Consider the following 18,239-nt stretch of genomic DNA (forward strand, 5'->3'; position numbering starts at 1 on the left):
AATTGGTAGCCCTGACAGGATTTGTAGACGCGGAGCGGCTTCCCACAGGGTACCTGTAACCCTCTGTTTGTAGGACAGTTGCTCCACCATTGAGCTACAGGGCTAAGAGAGCGGACGACGAGAGTTGAACTCGCATTTGGAGCTTGGCATACTCCGGTGTTGCCCTTACACCACATCCGCATCTAAGAACCTTGAGGGTTCAGAGCGATCAACGAGATTTGAACTCGTGTCTCCTGGTTGGAAGCCAAGGGTGTTTACCACTACACCATGATCGCGTTAGTCAAGCTGGTGACAGGAATTGAACCCGCAACCTACTGATTACAAGTCAGTTGCTCTGCCACATTGAGCTACACCAGCACTAATTTTGGTGACGGGGGCAGGAGTCGAACCTGCTGATGTTCAGATTATGAGCCTGACGAGCCACCGTTGCTCCATCCCCGCGATGTCACCAAATACCCCTGACAGGAGTCGAACCTGCAACAAACCCGGTTTAAGCGGGCTACGTCTACCAATTGCATCACAGGGGCAAGGTGGGCTGTGTAGGGATTGAACCTACGCACTTCTGCTTAAGAGGCAGCTGCTCTGCCAACTGAGCTAACAGCCCGTTTTTGCTTGGTGGGTCGCCCAGGGGTTGTTCGCATAGCGTCCCCGAAGGATACCTGGATGAATCCGCTTAAAAGGCGGCTGCATAGCCGCTCTGCCTTTCTTGTATGCCCGAAAGGCTTTACGACCCAATTTGGTACTCCCGACAGGAATTGAAAGAGCAAAAATTCCGTCCCTCAAACGGAAGCGTTTACCAATTTCGCCACGGGAGTATTGTTGGGCAAATGCCCAGTACCCTTGGTGGGAGTCGAACCCACAAAATCTGGTTTCTAAGACCAGCACGGAAAGCCAGTTTCGTCACAAGGGCAAATGGTCGGGATGGTAGGATTTGAACCTACGACTCCGTGACCCCAAATCACGGCTTCTAGACCACTGAATCACATCCCGATATTTGGTACTCCCAGTGGGATTTGTAGCTTGCTTCTGCGGAGCAGTACCCACACACAGACTGTTTTTGAGACAGCCGCCTCTTCCAGTTGGGCTACAGGAGTATAATTTGGCTGCCCCGCCAGGATTTGAACCTGGAATCTTCTACTTCAAAGGTAGGGATGTTGCCAGTTACACCACAGAGCAATAAATGGCTGCCGAGGTAGGGTTTGAACCTACAAACTCCTGTTTCAGAGACAGGTGACTCTACCTATTCGTCCACTCGGCAATGAATGGCTGCCCCAGTAGGACTTGAACCTACAACCCCCGCGTTAACAGCGCGTCGCTCTGCCATTGAGCTATGAGGCAATGTGCCAGTCCCCCAGATCCGGATTGAACGGATGACCTCCTATTTTTCAAACAGGCGCTACTACCAACTGAGCTACCAGGGGGTAAGACGAGAACGGAGAGACTTGAACTCTCAATCTTGGCTACGCCACGCTACGCGAACAGTTTCGTAATCTGAGATGTTATCCAGTTACACCACGTTCTCAAAAGCGGAGAGCAGTGGACTCGAACCACAGATGCAATCCCATCTGTTTAGCAAACAGCGCCGATCACCTGATCGATTTACTCTCCATTGTTGATAGGTCGAGCAGGAGTCGAAAGAGCAATGCAAGAAGCGGCTGTTTTACAGACAGTTGCCCACGCTGATAGGCGAGCCGACCTATGAAAGATTTGGTGGTAGTGCAGACGGGACTTGTACCCGTTAATTACACGCTTGAAAGACGTGCCGCTCGACCACTTCGCTTCTGCACCAAGAGTGAGATTTCTACCACGTGCAAGTTTAAGAAGCTGTTTTTTTCAGCCCCCAAGTTTGGTGGAGGCTGTAGGATTTGAACCTACTCTGATTGGTAGATCAGATGACCAGTTTGTAAGCTTTTTATGTTGGGGCACGCAGTAGAACGCAGAGACTAGGATTTGAACCCAGACCAAAGGTTTTGGAGACCCTTATGCTGCCGTTACACTATCCCTGCATTTGGTAGCAGTGGCGAGAGTCGTTCGCGTTAGCGTTCCCGAAGGGTACTCGCATATACCAAGTTATGAAGCTCAAGGCTTTGCCGTAAATCGCTACACTGCAACGTTTGGAGTCCAGGGCGAGAATTGAACTCGCACAGTCGGTTTTGCAGACCAATACCCTACCATTAGGCGACCTGGACACATTTGGCAGCCTTGACGGGAGTTGCACCCGCTTCTCTTTGATTGAGAATCAAAGCAACTTGTCTATTTGTCCACAAGGCTACACGGGGATGATGGGATTTGAACCCACGGCTTCCTGTTCGACAGACAGGCACTCTAGACCAACTGAGTTACACCCCCACGTTGTGTGGCAATTATTTAGTTTTCATGGTTCAGAAGTGTTTGCTCTATGCCTTTTTGAGAGGCTTGATTGCTTCACTACATATATACTACATATATACTACAAAAGTGTCAAGGGCATACTACAAACTTTTTTTCCAGAAGTGAGAGGGCAAGGGTTGCTTAATGGCTGTATTGCCCTCTCTGGATAGGTTTGAGTAAATTACTCAGTTTCATTCAGGCGTTGTGCGTTCCAGAACTGTTCGGCAAATGCAACTGCTGGATGAATTGGAGCTTTGGGCTTGGTTTTGAGTACCATTCCAGCTTCATGTGGGAGGCGTAGACGCGGAGCGGCTTGTCGTCAGACATCGCTCTTAGTGGAATTACACCTCTCACACGCTGTCACAACGTTGTCCCAGGTATGCTACACCACAACTGAGTTTTGTAATATGTGTGATTGCTGAAAAGGTGGTTGAACTTCCATAAGTTAATTCACTCCTAAAAAAATAACCCCCGCCTCTGAGATTTCAGGAGCGGGGGTCAGTAGTCGATATTTTTTGCCCTATATCGGTGCTGTAAGACATTTGCACCTCCCGCTCTGAATAAGTTGATCTGGATTTAGCCATTGGGCAATTGCTCCCAAAATGCCCACAATTGTGGATTTATCGCCGCAGCTAAAGCGATATGTACCCTCAAACGCAAACAGCGCGATGGCTCTGCCTAAACCCTTGCTGGGTCGGCAATGCATGGCGCTGCTAATGCTTGAGAAGAATCTGCGGTTCATTGAAAGCTTGTAGTATTTGTAATTGAGGATATTTTCAATAATACAGTTGTAACATGGGTTTGTCTAGCACCTGTTTTGGAGGATAGGGCGATGCGGTTTTCTCGTTGCGATCGCTTACAGTAGCTGCTGATTTGCTTTTGGGATCAGGTTTTGAGGTGACGGTAGTAGTCTGTCAATTTTGTTTTGAGGGGTTTTTGGTAGTGCGGGCCGAAAAGCCCGCGTGAGCGTCTCGCTACAGTCCTAGTAGGGGCGATCGCCACCAAAGAGCAGAAAGTAAGAAACTTCAGCATTTAATTTCTGACTTTGATTGTTATAGCCAAGTGATATCAGGGAAGTTGGTGTATCACATCAAGCAGCACAAAAAAGGGATAAGCACATTGCCTACCCCCAAATAAATCATTTATTTAGTTGAACCTCAAGTGCCTACAGTCCAGGAATTGATGTACTCAATCTGGTCTGCTGTGAGGGTATCAATGGTAATGCCAATTGCCTGTAGCTTCAGGCGGGCAATTTCTTGATCCACTTCAGTAGGAATTGAGTGTAAACCAGGTGCTAGCTTACCTTTATTCTTCACTAGGTATTCAACGGCTAAAGCCTGATTAGCAAAGCTCATATCCATAACTGCACTGGGGTGTCCTTCCGCAGCGGCGAGGTTAATCAAGCGTCCTTGACCGAGAACGATGACTGACTTACCATTTTGCAATTTATACTCTTCAGTGAAGGGGCGCACTTCTTTGATTTCTTTAGCTTGAGATGCTAAGTATTTCAAATCAAGTTCGAGATCAAAGTGACCAGAGTTGCAAACGATCGCCCCATCTTTCATCACATCAAAATGCTCGCCGCGCACCACGTGCTTGTTACCAGTGACTGTGATGAACAAATCACCAACTTTAGCGGCTTCTGCCATTGGCAGTACACGGAAGCCATCCATCACAGCTTCAATTGCCTTAATGGGGTCGATTTCGGTGACAATTACGTTACCACCTAGTCCACGGGCGCGGAGGGCTGTGCCTTTACCACACCAGCCATAGCCGACAACGACAATGTTTTTCCCAGCCAGCAGGATGTTTGTGGCACGGATAATGCCGTCAAGGGTTGATTGTCCAGTACCGTAGCGATTATCAAAGAAGTGCTTGGTGTCAGCATCGTTGACGTTGACGGCGGGGAAGGTAAGCACGCCATCTCTGAACATGGCACGTAACCGCACAATTCCGGTTGTAGTTTCTTCGGTGGTGCCAATCAAATCGGCAATTTGATGCTGGCGTTGTTGAATTAGGGTTGCAACGACATCGCTACCGTCATCAATGATGATGTTGGGGCGGTGATCTAGGGCTATTTGGACGTGGCGATTATAGGTTTCGTTGTCTTCGCCTTTTTGGGCAAAAACAGGAATTTCATGATCGACGACGAGGCTAGCGGCTACGTCATCTTGAGTTGATAGGGGATTACTAGCAATTAATACAGCATCTGCACCACCAGCTTTGAGTGCAATGGCTAGATGTGCGGTTTCAGTTGTCACGTGGGCACAAGCCACAAGACGCAACCCGGCGAAGGGTTTTTCTTGGGCAAAGCGATCGCGGATTTGCCGTAAAACTGGCATTTCGCGTCCAGCCCATTCAATGCGCTGTCTTCCCAAGGGAGCTAGGGCGAGGTCTTTAACCTCGTGCTTTAATCGGGGAGAAGTTGCGGTCATCAAAGTTTCCTCAAGAAAGTAAAAAAAGGTACGTAATAGTTTCCGTACTAGACTAGTTCATTATAACCCGAAACTTTTTTGGACTTCAGGTTGCTACTGCTGGGCTTTCTGCTCTATGTCGTGATCACGATCAAACACTTAGTTGATGACTTTTAGAATTAGCTTGACTAACTACTTTCTTCGTGATAGAAACGCCAAGATTTATCTGTGGGGTCAATCCAAAATCCAAAATCCAAAATTGTATGAGGTTTGATCACAGTAATCTCAACGTCATCGCCGCCTTTTTAATTACTAGTCTATCTTTAAGAAGAGTAATCTCAAAGACTCCTCTATCCATCACCTAGAGTAGATGCAGTAAAGTGTCATCTATCTAAAGAGAGAGGATAACTGGAAAGGGCAAAAATTTGTCCCCTACAGAGAGAAACTTAGCTTTAGATAAATAAATTTACTGAACCTAATTGTGGAGGATGGCTCTAGAAGTACTCAACAGCAAATTTTGCTTAAGGAGGTGTTTAAGTGCGCTTACAATTTTTGGCGATCGCGGGTTCAATGGCGATCGCAGTTGTGTCTGCACCCAAGGTAACAGCCCAGATTCCCTTTTTAACTGACTTTCAAGCTCCCAGCAAAGTCAGTAATGATTCAGATAATCGAATTGTTTCTGATTGGATTTATTTGGATGGTCGTCGGTTGTTTCAGATAGCAGGAACAAAAACTAATTTTCCTGAAAGGTTAAAAAATGTTCAACAAAATTTGCAGGAAATTAGCCAAAATTACTTTCGTTCAACTGCTAAAGAACCCAAGGTAGAGATTCGTACCATCAAGGAATCACCAGTAATTTACGTCAACGACCAATATTTGATGACCATCACTGCCCAAGATGCCGGGTTGCGACAGGTAGACGGGATGTCATCAGCAAATCAAATCACCGATGTTTTGCATCAAGACTTACAACAGGCCAAGCGAGAGCGACAAACTCAGTTTTTAATTCAACAAGGTATAATTGCCGGGGCCAGCGGTTTGGCCATGATTGTCTTGAGTTGGGGTGTCCGTCGCTGGCAACGCCGCTTAGAATATGAGTCATTAAAGCCGATATTCCCAACTTCAGCGGCAGACAAAAAGATTACAACACAACTAAATCAACAACATCATCGGCATTTACAAGAAGTCAAAAAACGATTATTTCAGCTAACTCAAGCGGCGATTTGGGGTAGCGGTACGTTCATTATCTTGGGTTTATTTCCTTATACGCGATCGCTCCAAGTCGGCATCCTCTCCGCCGCTCAAATTCCTTTAAGATTGGGAGTTGTTATCCTGGGAACCTACGTAGCTGTACGTTTCAGCTATGCCCTGATTGACCGCTTCACCACTACCATAGTCAACAGCAGTGCGTTATTAACTCCAGAAAGTTCAGAACGTCTGCAACTTCGCGTTTCCACATTTTCTGGTGTCACCAAAAGTATTACGACCATTGTCTGCGCTGGTGTTGGCATCTTGCTAGCCCTAGTTGCCTTGGGTATAGACATTGTTCCCTTGCTAGCTGGTGCCGGTTTAATAGGTGTCGCCGTTTCTCTAGCCTCGCAAAACTTAATTAAAGATGCGATTAACGGCTTTTTGATTATCTTAGAAGACCAGTACGCATTGGGTGACGTGATTGCTGTGGGAGATGTGGGAGGCTTAGTCGAAAATCTTAATCTGCGGATGACCCAGGTAAGGGATGCCGAAGGGCGCTTAATCACAATTCCCAACAGTGAAATTAAAATAGTAGCCAATCTGTCGAGTCGTTGGTCACGGGCCGATTTAACAATTCCCGTTTCTTATCAAGCTAATATTGATGTGGCTTTGAAGTTAATTGAAACTGTAGCCTTAGAGATGGATCAAGATCCCGAATGGTTGCGTCAAATTGTGGAAACACCGAAAGTTTTGGGAGTAGATCATTTTGGCGATCGCGGTTTGATCATCCGGGTTTGGATTAAAACACAGCCCTTAAAACAATGGGATGTCGCACGGGAGTATCGCCGGCGCTTAAAAGTCGCCTTCGATCAAGCCGGAATTGATATTCCTGTACCTCAGCAAGCAATTTGGGTTAATGATTCCCAGTTGCTGAACACGCCGATGAATGGCAAAGCTGATTAGGGAATGGGGAATGGGGACTGGGGACACTTCGACAAGCTCAGTGCAACGCTGGGGATTGGGGATTGGGGGATAAATAACTCTTGACCCTTGACCCTTCCCTTTCATTGCACATTTAGTACAAAAGTACTATAATAAGTGTATAGCGCCCACAAAGCCTGGTGAAGTGCAAAACCGCTCTGTGAAAGCCTTCCAGAAGATGGATTCAACGGTTAGTTCTATGATGAAGCACTACATTCTCAGCCTCAATCCGACTGCAAAACACGAATGGGATCGGTGCATTTTACGCGATCCACTGACTGCAAAACGCCCAGAAATTGCTAAATTAATTGCCGAAGCGGTTGATGCTGATACAGGCAGTTATTTAGTGAGTGTGAATATTGAAGTGAAAGTATTAGAACAAACTGTAGGATCTCAAGCCGAACAACTATCACTTTCATTTCCAGAGGTGTCTGTTCCATCGCCATTAAGGGAAGCGGCGTAATTGAGAAGATTTGAGGACAAGGGTAATGTTCCTTGTCTCTCTATCTTCTCAACTATCTAATTTTCTACACAAGATATTTGCTGAGGAAGATAATTTGATGATGCAACTGAGTCATTATCCAGCTGTAATTGTGCAAGCTGCCCAACGGGTGAATGAAATAGACTCTCAGTTGATGGCAGTTCAGCAGCAGATTAACCGATTTGAAGGCAATGCCGATCGCATCGCTGCTTTTGAAATAGACTTGAAAAATGATGCCCAACGCAAGGCACGTCGCTTTGAAGTCCTACTGGTGAATCAGGAATATCAAAAGGCGATGGACACCTTGATGCGGTTAACATCTGATAAAGCGAATGCGATCGCCCATTTGGAATATCTGCGTAACCAGTTCAGTGTAGCTAAATTGGAAGCAAGATTAGCGATCGCCCAACAACTCACTGATTTTGAATCACGCGAATTGGTGGGTTTGTAGCTATACTAGTACCCCAGAGGTGAATCTGGGGTTATTCAAACAAAACCCCATTTCCAATTCCCAATTCGCCTAATAGCTGCGAAATTTGCTGATTAATAGTTGTCACATCAAAACGCTGACTAGCAGAAATTCTGGCGTTATTAGCTATTACCTGACTTTTCTCTGTCTCCAAAACACAGCTAGTAATCACTTGTGCTAGTTCCTGGGGTTCTCCTGGTGTCACGAGAAAACCATTTACCCCATTTTCTACTAATTCTGTTGCACCACCGGCTTTGGCTGCAACTACAGGTTTTCCACATAGCATAGCTTCAACAATTACTCTACCAAAAGGTTCTGGAGATGTAGAGGTATGTGCTACTAAGTTACAAGCTGCCATTAATTGGGGAATATCTGAACGAAATCCTAAAAATTTGACGCGATTTTCTAGCCCCAGTGCTGCAACTTGTTGGTGTAATTGTTGGACATAATCTTGTTCACCAAACAATGCATCACCCACTAAAATTGCTGTCACTTCTGGCGGACATTTAGCAAGGGCAGTAATTAAGATATGCTGTCCTTTCCACGGTGCAAGACGGCTAAAATGCCCGACTAGAAATTTTCCTTCTAGTCCTAAATTTTGCCGTAATTGGCTAATATCAGAGTCGCAAGGTTGATAAATTTTTTGGTCAAAGCCATTATAAACAACTGTGGTAATTTCCGAGTGTCCTCCCGCTTCGATAAAGGCTGTTTGACTAGCTTGGGAATTAGCAATTACTAATGATGCGAACCGATTAGCTAAAGTAATAGCAATGCGTCTGTTAGTTGCACTAAAATGTTCTTTTGATAGAATATCATGTAAATGATATACCAAAGGGCGACGGGCAAAAAAGCTAGCTATTGCCCCAATCACTAATGCTTTTTGGGTATTAGCATAGATTAAATCATAATCACGGGCTATTTTTACTACCTTAATAATTAGTGGTATAAGTTGTTTTAGACTGCCTAATGCTTGGAGTAAACTGCTTTCTTTACGAACTTGAATTGGTTGATTTGCGAGAACTTCTACTGGGATATGATTTTGCTGTAATAAATTTTTAAATGGCCCATCGATAAATAATCCGACAAGAGAGCGATCGCTATAAGGTTTAGCAATATCTATTAAACATAATTCGGCACCGCCTGGAGTACCACTTTGGTCTAAGAAAAAAATTTTCATAATATTTACTATTTAGTAGGGTAATGCAAACAAAGTTGATTTTTGTCATTTGTCATTTGTCATTTGTCATTTGTCATTGGTAAGGATTTTATGTGTATTTACGTTTTGTAATATAGTTTGGTAGATTATCACTAACTTACTTTTAGCTAAATGTGTATCGTGTTATTCCTTTTGACTTTTGACTTTTGACTTTTGACTTTTGACTTAATTTATGCTTTTTTAAGCTAAGAGTACATTTCTGACTCGCTGGGCTATTTTATGCCAATCAAAATGCGTAGTGGCGTATTGGCGACACTCATTTCGTGAAGGGGTTAGTATCTTTTGTAACAGCACCTGTTCTATTTTTTCAGCAATCGCTGAGGCTTCAGTAGAGGTAGTAATTAAATCTGGTGAAAATGGTGCTAAAATTTCTGGCATCCCACCAACAGGCGTACAGACAACAGGAGTTCCGCAGGCTAGAGATTCTACTATGACTAGTCCAAAACCTTCAAATGATTGACTAGGCATAACTGTTAAATTTGCGGCTTGGTAAGCTATGGGTAAATCATCATCAGGAAGAAAACCTAAAAACTTAATGTTGTTTTCAAGTCCCAATTCTATAGCTTGTTGCTGTAGTGTAGCTTGAATATGACCACGACCAGCGATCGCTAGCCAAACATCAGGAATTCTTGGCTTAATTATGGCTATTGCCTGCAATAATTTATCCAGTCCAACTCGATGCACTAAGCGGCGAGATGTGAACAAAATTGGGCGTTTCTCTGGCCAGCCTAACTTTATCCGTGCTTGTTGAGTTGACAAGTTTGGTTGAAACTGGTTAATATCAACTCCACCAGGAATAACATGAATTTTCTGCCAAGGAATTTGATATTTGTGATGTAGAATATTGCCAAATGCTTTGCTGAGGACAATAAAGCGATCGCAACAGTTGTAAGTAGTTTGTTCTATTAGTCGGCGCTTGATAAAATTACTCAGTCTTTGATTACTTACCTCTTGCTGACTCTCAGAAGACCAAGGACCATGAAAATTAAAAGTAATTGGCACTCCTTTTGGTAAAATATCTATAATTGGAAAACTATATAATGCAAAATGTAAATTAATTGCATCTGGTTTACCTACCCTTGTTTTCTTAAAATTAGTGCGAATAGACCACAGTCGCTGCCAAATTTTACTATCTGGAGAAGCCAAATTAGTCAATTTTATTGGTAAATTTACTTCAGTTCCTGGTAGACCTACTCCACATAATTCAACTTCATCTTGATTAGCTGCTAATTTATGAGTGAGTTCATAAATATACCGTTCCAATCCTCCAGGATTTGTAGGAAACCAACCTATTCCCAAAGTAAGAATAGATGCAGATTCTAAAGCAAAATTTTTTTTCTTATCTTCCACCTATTGTTCTCCCATAATGTATTGAGCGTGTTTTCGTGAATGATTACACTAAACTCAATCACTTGACTACATTCAACACTAAATTGAGGTTGCTATTACTTATATCCAGCTATATTTGACATAATCAGTACTTTTAAGTTCCTTCTACAGAGAGATTTATCTCCAAATCTATAATCGACTAAAAACAATAGCTCTAAGACTCCTATTTGATTTAAAAAAATCTCAGTATCTGTAGGGTGCGTTAGGACGGAGTCCGTAACGCACCAAGCAAGGTCTTCGGACAGTGCGTTAGACTACTTGTATTTCACAAATCAAATACTAGCCCTCTATTCAAGTTTAAATACTTAAATAAAATAATAAAAAATAGTAACTTTTAGGCGGAGGTTTCAGTTATAAACCATTTATATTCTACTGTCAACAAGCAAATTAGAAGCTGTGGTTTTATTAACAAGACAATAACAGTAGTAATTATTATACCAATTTCTATTATCTTACTTGCGTCAGATTTTATTATCAAAATATCCCTGTAACTTTCAATAATTCTGTATTCAGTCTTACCGTTTTTTGTGAGAAAAAAGTGATTATTAATACCACAAAAAAATAAATTAAAAAATATATGTGGTTTTTATAAATTTTGTGTAAACAAGGATTGTTTAACCGAAAGTATTTGTTATTTATGTATATATCCTGCTCAAAAGAAGATTAGTTATTAGTCCTAATTTTTTTTACTCTCAGTTAAATATTTTCAAGTAATTGAGGGTAAATAAACATACTAGTCTATAAAGATCATGCCCAGAATTATTGCAGAATTTAGAAACTGAGAAATAATTATTTGACTAAAGATTAGGTGTTAAAAATCACTATAAACCCGAAAATCTTATGCAATACACGTTGCTATTATACTTTGTTAATTTATACAAAAAAATAAATCAAAATCTTCAGAGTATATTTCAAATTAATCATCTTAAACAGAAAAAGTTTTTCACTTTTTTACTTTGTCTAACAATCGGATTCATTCTTACTTCCCTTAGCACTACAACACTCTGGACTGTGAGTGGATCGCCTACAACCAAATATAAAACCTCGTGGATCGGGAATACTTTTGGTGGTGGAGACAAGTGGGTACAGAACAATATAGAGGCAATGTATGTTGCACCTAATGGCACGGTTTACACCAATAGTGTTTGGGATGAAGCTGGTAGAGAAGCTGGAATCTATAAAGATGGTAATCCTGTGGGGATGCTTGAGGATCTGCATGGCTGGAATCGTCTTGGCGGCAAAGCTGTAACAGTAAATAGTAAATATATTTACATAGCTATGAGTCAGGGGGCGGTTGACAACAAGAATAAAGATTATCCCCCAAATGGGAAAACTTGGTACTGTATCAGGCGCTATCACTTATCAGGAAAACCCGCGCCATTTACAAATGGAAATGGTTGGGATAAGAGTATGTTGATCGTCAGCACTAAAGGTGAAGTGACTGGATTAGCGACTAGAGAGAAAGAATTGTATGTAAGTGATTTCTCTGCCAATCTGATTCGGGTTTTTCATACTGAAACGATGAAGGAGATACGCAGCTTTACCGTTGCTAAACCAGGAGCGATCGCTATTGATCAACAAGGAAGTCTCTGGATTATTCAAAGCAAAAATGGTAGTAATCCTGCGAAAATTCTACATTATGCTCAGACGGGAAAGCAATTACCCCAGCAGATTACAAAGATTGTCAAACCAACAGCGATCGCCATTGATCGCCAAGACAGACTTTTAGTTACAGAAAATGGGCCACGTCAGCAAGTTTTAATTTATAACATCACAGCCGATCCAGTGCAAGTTGCTACCTTCGGCGACAAAGGTGGGATTTATGCAGGCGTTCCTGGTGAAGTCCAAGATTTGAAACTTTATGGTTTGACTGGAGTGGGTACAGACGCTACAGGTAATATTTATATCAATAGTAATGGCTTCAATAAATCGGGAACAGATTTAAGGAAGTTTTCGCCATCGGGAAAACAACTATGGCGATTATTGGGATTGTTTTTTATCGACAATGCTGATGCTGATCCAAAAACAGATGGCATAGATATCTTCACCAAGCAAGAACACTTTTTGATGGACTACAACCAGCCACCTGGTAAAAAATGGACTTATAAAAACTACACTTTAAATCCTTTCAAATATCCCCAAGATCCACGTCTGCATACATCTCCGGATGCTACCTTTGTACGTCGCATCAAAGGTAAGCCATTTTTATTCCTCACAAATATGTATAGCAGCTTTTTGCAAATTTATCGTTTTGACTCAGCGAAGAATAGCAAAATAGCCATCCCATCGGGAATGTTTGTGGGGACTGATGGTAGAGGTGGAAAATCAATTGGTGGTAATTGGCCACCGCAGCAACCGGAAAAAGGAGAGTGGATTTGGCGCGATCGCAATGGTAACGGTGCGTTTGAAAAGGGGGAATACGATCGCAGTGAAGACTATCCCTACTTGGGGGGATGGTGGGTAGACAGCAAAGGCGATGTCTGGAAAACCTTACGCACTAAAGATGGTATCCGTCATTATCCTGTGCAGGGATTAGACGCCAACGGTAACCCCATCTATACCTATAGTTCCATGCAAAAGCATCCGACTCCTAGCATGATTACCGATTTGCGACGGATTGAATATTTCCCAGCAACCGATACCATGTACTTGTCAGGCTTCACCGTCGATCACCCTGCAAACGGTGACGATACTGGTGTCGTAGGATCGGAAATTATCCGCTTTGACAACTGGAGTCAAAGAAAATACATCCCCCACTGGCGGATTGTAGTTCCTTATGACAAAACTGGCAAACGCGAGGTATCTACCGCCGCTATGAGTGTAGCTGGTGACTATGTGTTTGCTGTGACTGTGAAAACTGCAGAAGTATATGTCTACAATGCCACAACAGGGGCAGAAGTACAAAAATTAAAACCAGGCCCAGAAGTTGCAGGTGAAAGTGGCTGGATTGATATACCCCACGGTATCCGCGCTTTTCGCCGTTCAAATGGTGAGTATGTTGTGTTTGTTGAAGAAGATTGGAAAGGAAAGGTGATTATGTATCGCCTGAAAGGGTAAGTAAAACGTAAAACAAATATGTCTATAATATCCCCGACTTCTTTAAGAAGTCGGGGATATTGGCTGGTAAATTTTTATTTAAAAAATAGAATTTATATATAGGAATCCGATTTGATTATTGAAAAAATTTCAGTATTTGTAGGGTGGGTAATGCCCACCGTATCATGGTTTTGGTGGGCATTGCCCACCCTACGTGTATTTCAAAAATCAAATACTATGTCCTATACATTAATTACTTTATTAATTCTTTGATATTATCTAACTATTTTTACATAAAAAATATACCTATTCTTCATAAGACAACTATGATGATAATCATAAACTTTTCGCAAAAAAAATACTGTTCATGGAGATATAAAACATTCATATAAACAATACATTACTTCAGCAAATATCTAATATCTCTTAAATAGATATAGATTAATAATATAAATGCAAACCCAGTTTTTATCTAATTAGGTAAAGCAATTAAAAATGAACATAAAAAAATATTTGCAGCGGTTACAAAAACTCCTGCCTAATACGTGGATTGAGCAGATGCAATATATGCACTCCAGCTTATTGTCACGGTGGATTTTGAATAATAAAAGTCAGCCGCTAGCATTTAGCCAAAAATCAGCAATGGTGTTTTCTCCTCACCAAGACGATGAAACATTTGGCTGTGGTGGAATGATTGCTATTAAACGAGAATATGGAATACCAGTGGTAGTAGTTTTTCTGACAAACGGACAAGGATTAGGTGGTTTAGAGCCAAACTCCCCAAATGAAATTATCCAAATTCGTCAACAAGAAGCAGTGACAGCATTGAATATTTTGGGAGTAGAAACATCAGCAATACACTTTTTAGAAAAGCAAGATGGGACTTTGCCTGATTTAAAAAACGAAGAAAAAAAACAGGCGATCGCCGAAGTAATTGAACTACTTAAACATTATCAACCAGAGGAGGTTTATGTGCCTCATTATAAAGACTGTCATCGAGATCATGAAGCTACCTATAAGTTAGTCAAAGAAGCAATTACTCAAGCAAAACTCACAGTGGAACTAATACAGTATCCCATTTGGTTATTCTGGAGAGCGCCACTATTTATTATGCTTAATTTTCAAGATATAGCAGCAGCCTACCATTTCTCAATTACATCTGTTCAAGATAAAAAAAGTCGAGCTATTGCCTCATATTATTCTCAAATTCAGAGTTTACCCCGTGGCTTTATCCAGCGATTTTTAGGGACTCATGAAATATTCTTTAAATCTTAATCTTGATGGCTATTTTTGTAGATGCAGGTATCAGCAAGTATTAAAACTAAGCTATTAAAACTCATCAATTGACTAACAATAATTTTCTTGGAGAAAACTTAAATGCGAATATTACATCTCACAAATCATATACAACGAATTGGTAACGGCATTGTAAATGTAGCTGTAGACCTAGCTTGTTTGCAATCAAAAAATGGTCATCAAGTTGCTGTAGCGTCTTCTGGCGGAGAATATACAGCATTATTAGCAAGTTATGGTGTCCGACACTTTCAGCTAGATCAGTCGAGGACACCACTAAATATGATCAAAGCAACTTGGCATTATCGAGAAATAATACAGGAGTTTCAGCCAGATATTGTCCATGCACATATGATGACTGGGATCTTGCTAGCAGGGCTTCTCAAAAACGGCGGTGAATACAGTTTAGTTTCTACCATACACAATGAGTTTCAGCGTAGTGCTGTACTGATGGGATTAGCAGATCGAGTCATTGCAGTTAGTCATGCTGTAGCCGATTCAATGGTACGCCGTGGGATACCTCAGAATAAATTGCGAGTGGTAGCTAATGGTACATTGGATAGTCCCCGTCATCGCAGCATTAGAGACTATCAACCATTACCTCTACAACACCCAGCGATCGCCACTGTAGCAGGCATGTATAACCGCAAAGGTATTATGGAGTTAATTGAAGCATTCGTAAAAATTGCTGACGACTTTCCCCAAGCACACCTATATTTAGTCGGAAACGGACCCGATCGCTCAATGTTTGAAGCACTGGTGCAAAATACACCTTTTCCCAGGCGCATTCATTTTGAAGGTTTTCAACCAGAGCCACAAAGCTATATGCTAGCAACTGACATTTTTGTCCTCGCTTCACACTGCGAATCTTTTGGTTTGGTGCTGACAGAAGCGCGGGAAGCAGGTTGTGCGATTGTTGCTAGCGACGTAGATGGTATTCCAGAAACTTTGGATCGCGGACAGGCGGGTATCTTAGTCCCACCTAAAGATAGCCAGACTTTGGCTGTCATTTTAGCGCAACTACTCAGCGATCCCAAACAACTGCAAAAGTGGAAGTACAACGCCAAACAAAACCTAGAAAGATTTAGTGCGATGCGGGTTCATGAGGAAACCCTGGCTGTTTATTATGAATTAGTCAAGAACTATAATTTACCTAAAATAGTCAGAACAGAAGAGTTTTTGGTAAGTAAATAGGTCGGCGAAAATAAAGTTAACTAGTAGAGATTGTTATCAAATGCAACGCACATCTAATCACATACCTCAGCTAAAATGCTGATTCATTGTACAATCAATCATTTTTCTTTGTTGACAGTCAACAGTAAACGGTCTACAGATGAAATATGCAACTTAAATGCGGCAGTCGCTTACCAGCTTCAACGGTGATTGTGTCAGCAGGAATTTCCTCGTCATGGGGAATTGCAAATGGCAATTGTGGTTCAGTAGTTGTCGTAGAAGCATTTGAGCGTTGCACTTGTCCAAAGCGGATGATCACTCCCGTACCAATACCTAGACAAAAACAGCCACTAATAAAACCCAATGAAAATAACCGTTTCAGGCTTAACTTTGCCATTATGTACTCCTTTGATGATGGCATTAGTTTAGCCCAAAAATTGGCAATGTCAGTATATATTGTGGCTTTAGTTGGACAGAATATTGACTGAGTATTGTAAACGTTCTCAGTAAGTCTGCATGAAAAAATCGGCGTTGCATAAGAGGTTGTTTGAAAAGTCTAAATTCATACCAACCCTGGCGATTAGAAATCGCACGCCAGTTGCTACAACTTTCGGAACCAAAGCAACGCACTGGCTTGGCTACACAGACAAAACCTGCCTCCGCAGGTTAAAAAACCTTAATTTGACCTTAGTCCGCCTCCGCGGACTTCTCTGCGAGACGCTACGCGAACGCCTGTCTAGCCGCGAATTCTATTCGCTACGTCTTAAGTTGACACAGGTGGGCAGTGCCGTGCCCTTACCGATGTACCTCACGCTTGTTGAGAAACGCTATATATTCGCCCCAAACTTTTAAAACATCCTTTGATCTCGACGCTATGGTAAAAATGCACTTTGTTGATATTAATTAAGTATTATCATATACTGCTTTGAGTAACTTCTTAATATGTAAAAATATGTTCAAGTCGTGGGAGGTAAAACTCCGGAACTTGCGGGTTAAACTGCTAGGATATGTTCCTGATATTTTGCTTAAACCTGTTGCCGAATCTAGCGATGTTTTTAAGAAAATCTTACCCTATAACTTTTATATTTTGTTGAATATTCAAGATACATCTATCAGTCGTCCACTCTTGATAAAAGGTAGCTATGAACAAAGCGTATCAGAACTGTTTGTCAAATATCTCAAGCCAGATTCCTGTGTTATTGATATTGGAGCTAATATAGGCTATTACAGCTTACTGGCTGCTAGCCAATGTCCTCGCGGTAAAGTGTTGAGTTTTGAACCCGACAACAAGAATTTTCAACTATTGAAAACCAGTATTGCCTATAACCAATTTGAGGAAATTATCCAAGCCTATAATTTGGCTGTCAGCGACGCTAATAAAACTATTATTATTTCTGATCTTGGTAATACAGCCAATTCTGGGGCTAGGTTTACTGCTGAAGATGAAAATTTATTGAAATCCTTAATTTCTGCCCCAGATGCATACTTTCAAAAGATAGAAGCTATTCAACTTGATACTTTTTTAACAGAAATTAGAGTAGATGTAGTCAAAATTGATATTGAAGGACATGAACCCTATGCCATCTTGGGTATGCTGAATATTCTCAAGCGAGATCAGCCTATTATATTTGCAGAATTAGCGCCTTCCAATATCAAATTACTCGGTGGCATGGAAGCAGCAGATTTTTTACAGCTACTCCTAAATATTGGTTATCGCATTTCCCTAATCGAAAAGCGTGGTAATTTACTGGAATTTAACCAGGATATTCCGGCTGTTATGAGTTACTTTGGACAACAAAAAACTCATCATGTTGATATTTTATTAACAGTTTGATAGGGGTTCTCGTTTTGGTTCTGTATGCTCATACCTATTTTGTATGAAGATGCACATAATAATACCCCCCTGTAGTCCCCCCTTGGTAAGGCAGGGCTGTTTCGTTCCCTCTCAAACAGGATTTGTCAAGATGGTTAGCGATAAAAATCATAAGTATGGGTAACGATGAAACAGAATATTCAGCACATAAATAACAGTACGATTGTCTATTTTCTCGATACCCAGGTAGCAAAATCATCAATTTTATTTTGCTAGAACCCTTGATTTTTCAAGCTTCTTAGGGAATGAAACAGCCCTGCGATAGCCGGGGGGTGAATTATATGCCGCTTCACAAAGAAACGGTATCAGGCTTTTAATATTATTCCCAGCATATTGTGACTGCATGAATTACT

At 41.7% G+C, this 18,239-nt stretch carries 11 protein-coding genes, 20 tRNA genes and 1 pseudogene; 7 read left to right on the plus strand and 25 right to left on the minus strand.

Annotated elements, in window-relative coordinates; genetic code table 11:
* Positions 1–3 precede the first annotated feature (3 nt).
* The 22 genes and pseudogenes from CAL7507_RS32065 to ahcY form a co-directional block, all read right to left on the minus strand.
* Positions 4–104 (minus strand) — tRNA-Val (locus CAL7507_RS32065).
* 5 nt (positions 105–109) lie between these two features.
* Positions 110–180, minus strand: a tRNA-Gly gene (locus CAL7507_RS22200).
* A 23-nt stretch (positions 181–203) separates the two neighbouring features.
* Positions 204–275: transfer RNA gene (locus CAL7507_RS22205), tRNA-Gly, on the minus strand.
* An 8-nt stretch (positions 276–283) separates the two neighbouring features.
* Positions 284–357, minus strand: a tRNA-Thr gene (locus CAL7507_RS22210).
* Between the two features lie 96 nt (positions 358–453).
* Positions 454–527 (minus strand) — tRNA-Leu (locus CAL7507_RS22215).
* 4 nt (positions 528–531) lie between these two features.
* Positions 532–604 (minus strand) — tRNA-Lys (locus tag CAL7507_RS22220).
* Positions 605–737: 133 nt separating this feature from the next.
* A tRNA-Leu gene (locus CAL7507_RS22225) sits at positions 738–815 on the minus strand.
* 20 nt (positions 816–835) lie between these two features.
* Positions 836–910, minus strand: a tRNA-Leu gene (locus CAL7507_RS22230).
* Positions 911–913: 3 nt separating this feature from the next.
* A tRNA-Pro gene (locus tag CAL7507_RS22235) sits at positions 914–990 on the minus strand.
* Between the two features lie 5 nt (positions 991–995).
* A tRNA-Leu gene (locus CAL7507_RS32070) sits at positions 996–1,094 on the minus strand.
* Positions 1,095–1,100: 6 nt separating this feature from the next.
* Positions 1,101–1,176 (minus strand) — tRNA-Gln (locus CAL7507_RS22240).
* A gap of 5 nt (positions 1,177–1,181) precedes the next feature.
* Positions 1,182–1,258, minus strand: a tRNA-Gln gene (locus CAL7507_RS22245).
* A 5-nt stretch (positions 1,259–1,263) separates the two neighbouring features.
* Positions 1,264–1,338: transfer RNA gene (locus tag CAL7507_RS22250), tRNA-Asn, on the minus strand.
* Between the two features lie 9 nt (positions 1,339–1,347).
* A tRNA-Phe gene (locus CAL7507_RS22255) sits at positions 1,348–1,421 on the minus strand.
* 6 nt (positions 1,422–1,427) lie between these two features.
* Positions 1,428–1,522 (minus strand) — tRNA-Arg (locus CAL7507_RS32075).
* 189 nt (positions 1,523–1,711) lie between these two features.
* Positions 1,712–1,788 (minus strand) — tRNA-Glu (locus tag CAL7507_RS22260).
* 147 nt (positions 1,789–1,935) lie between these two features.
* A tRNA-Trp gene (locus tag CAL7507_RS22265) sits at positions 1,936–2,006 on the minus strand.
* A gap of 109 nt (positions 2,007–2,115) precedes the next feature.
* A tRNA-Cys gene (locus CAL7507_RS22270) sits at positions 2,116–2,189 on the minus strand.
* Positions 2,190–2,194: 5 nt separating this feature from the next.
* Positions 2,195–2,271: transfer RNA gene (locus CAL7507_RS32080), tRNA-Glu, on the minus strand.
* 3 nt (positions 2,272–2,274) lie between these two features.
* A tRNA-Asp gene (locus tag CAL7507_RS22275) sits at positions 2,275–2,349 on the minus strand.
* Positions 2,350–2,551: 202 nt separating this feature from the next.
* Positions 2,552–2,752, minus strand: a pseudogene (locus CAL7507_RS22280) (HNH endonuclease); the annotation flags it as partial.
* 775 nt (positions 2,753–3,527) lie between these two features.
* Positions 3,528–4,805 carry an adenosylhomocysteinase gene (gene ahcY, locus CAL7507_RS22285; protein WP_015130745.1) on the minus strand — a complete coding sequence of 426 codons (1,278 nt, stop codon included), beginning with the start codon at positions 4,803–4,805 and terminating at the stop codon, positions 3,528–3,530.
* A gap of 516 nt (positions 4,806–5,321) precedes the next feature.
* Here ahcY and CAL7507_RS22290 point away from each other — a divergent pair.
* From CAL7507_RS22290 to CAL7507_RS22300, 3 genes are all read left to right on the plus strand, one after another.
* Positions 5,322–6,938 (plus strand): mechanosensitive ion channel family protein, encoded by a 1,617-nt coding sequence (locus tag CAL7507_RS22290; protein ID WP_015130746.1) that lies wholly within the window; start codon positions 5,322–5,324, stop codon positions 6,936–6,938.
* Positions 6,939–7,155: 217 nt separating this feature from the next.
* The gene (locus CAL7507_RS22295; RefSeq protein WP_015130747.1) at positions 7,156–7,419 is read left to right on the plus strand and encodes a hypothetical protein; all 264 of its coding nucleotides are present in this window, start codon (positions 7,156–7,158) and stop codon (positions 7,417–7,419) included.
* A 97-nt stretch (positions 7,420–7,516) separates the two neighbouring features.
* Positions 7,517–7,888, plus strand: coding sequence for a hypothetical protein (locus tag CAL7507_RS22300; RefSeq protein ID WP_042342391.1), 372 nt, complete (start codon positions 7,517–7,519; stop codon positions 7,886–7,888).
* A 31-nt stretch (positions 7,889–7,919) separates the two neighbouring features.
* Here CAL7507_RS22300 and CAL7507_RS22305 read toward each other — a convergent pair whose 3' ends face one another.
* Together CAL7507_RS22305 and CAL7507_RS22310 are read right to left on the minus strand one after the other, a co-directional pair.
* Entirely contained in the window at positions 7,920–9,083 is a 1,164-nt protein-coding gene (locus tag CAL7507_RS22305) for a glycosyltransferase family 4 protein (RefSeq protein WP_015130749.1), read from the minus strand.
* 219 nt (positions 9,084–9,302) lie between these two features.
* Complete coding sequence (locus CAL7507_RS22310; protein ID WP_015130750.1) at positions 9,303–10,472, minus strand: glycosyltransferase family 4 protein; 1,170 nt, start codon at positions 10,470–10,472, stop codon at positions 9,303–9,305.
* An 879-nt stretch (positions 10,473–11,351) separates the two neighbouring features.
* Between CAL7507_RS22310 and CAL7507_RS22315 the strand changes: the two genes are divergently transcribed.
* The 3 genes from CAL7507_RS22315 (at position 11,352) to CAL7507_RS22325 (ending at position 16,034) form a co-directional block, all read left to right on the plus strand.
* Positions 11,352–13,568, plus strand: coding sequence for an NHL repeat-containing protein (locus CAL7507_RS22315; protein ID WP_015130751.1), 2,217 nt, complete (start codon positions 11,352–11,354; stop codon positions 13,566–13,568).
* A gap of 474 nt (positions 13,569–14,042) precedes the next feature.
* Complete coding sequence (locus CAL7507_RS22320; protein WP_015130752.1) at positions 14,043–14,822, plus strand: PIG-L deacetylase family protein; 780 nt, start codon at positions 14,043–14,045, stop codon at positions 14,820–14,822.
* Positions 14,823–14,924: 102 nt separating this feature from the next.
* Positions 14,925–16,034, plus strand: a complete 1,110-nt coding sequence (locus tag CAL7507_RS22325; RefSeq protein ID WP_015130753.1) for a glycosyltransferase family 4 protein — start codon at positions 14,925–14,927, stop codon at positions 16,032–16,034.
* A 133-nt stretch (positions 16,035–16,167) separates the two neighbouring features.
* On the opposite strand, the gene CAL7507_RS22330 is transcribed toward CAL7507_RS22325, so the two are convergent.
* A complete protein-coding gene (locus tag CAL7507_RS22330; RefSeq protein ID WP_015130754.1) occupies positions 16,168–16,410 on the minus strand; it encodes a hypothetical protein in 243 nt (80 codons plus the stop codon).
* Positions 16,411–16,965: 555 nt separating this feature from the next.
* Here CAL7507_RS22330 and CAL7507_RS22335 point away from each other — a divergent pair.
* Positions 16,966–17,847 (plus strand): FkbM family methyltransferase, encoded by an 882-nt coding sequence (locus CAL7507_RS22335; RefSeq protein ID WP_015130755.1) that lies wholly within the window; start codon positions 16,966–16,968, stop codon positions 17,845–17,847.
* Positions 17,848–18,239 lie beyond the last annotated feature (392 nt).

This window comes from Calothrix sp. PCC 7507 (genome assembly GCF_000316575.1).
Taxonomy (GTDB): Bacteria; Cyanobacteriota; Cyanobacteriia; order Cyanobacteriales; family Nostocaceae; genus Fortiea.

Excerpts from the sequence above, each read along its gene's own strand:
- ahcY (WP_015130745.1), bottom strand. The coding sequence starts at position 4,805 with ATGACCGCAACTTCTCCCCGATTAAAGCACGAGGTTAAAGACCTCGCC.
- CAL7507_RS22295 (WP_015130747.1), top strand. The coding sequence starts at position 7,156 with ATGATGAAGCACTACATTCTCAGCCTCAATCCGACTGCAAAACACGAA.
- CAL7507_RS22300 (WP_042342391.1), top strand. The coding sequence starts at position 7,517 with ATGATGCAACTGAGTCATTATCCAGCTGTAATTGTGCAAGCTGCCCAA.
- CAL7507_RS22305 (WP_015130749.1), bottom strand. The coding sequence starts at position 9,083 with ATGAAAATTTTTTTCTTAGACCAAAGTGGTACTCCAGGCGGTGCCGAA.
- CAL7507_RS22315 (WP_015130751.1), top strand. The coding sequence starts at position 11,352 with ATGCAATACACGTTGCTATTATACTTTGTTAATTTATACAAAAAAATA.
- CAL7507_RS22320 (WP_015130752.1), top strand. The coding sequence starts at position 14,043 with ATGAACATAAAAAAATATTTGCAGCGGTTACAAAAACTCCTGCCTAAT.
- CAL7507_RS22325 (WP_015130753.1), top strand. The coding sequence starts at position 14,925 with ATGCGAATATTACATCTCACAAATCATATACAACGAATTGGTAACGGC.
- CAL7507_RS22330 (WP_015130754.1), bottom strand. The coding sequence starts at position 16,410 with ATGGCAAAGTTAAGCCTGAAACGGTTATTTTCATTGGGTTTTATTAGT.
- CAL7507_RS22335 (WP_015130755.1), top strand. The coding sequence starts at position 16,966 with ATGTTCAAGTCGTGGGAGGTAAAACTCCGGAACTTGCGGGTTAAACTG.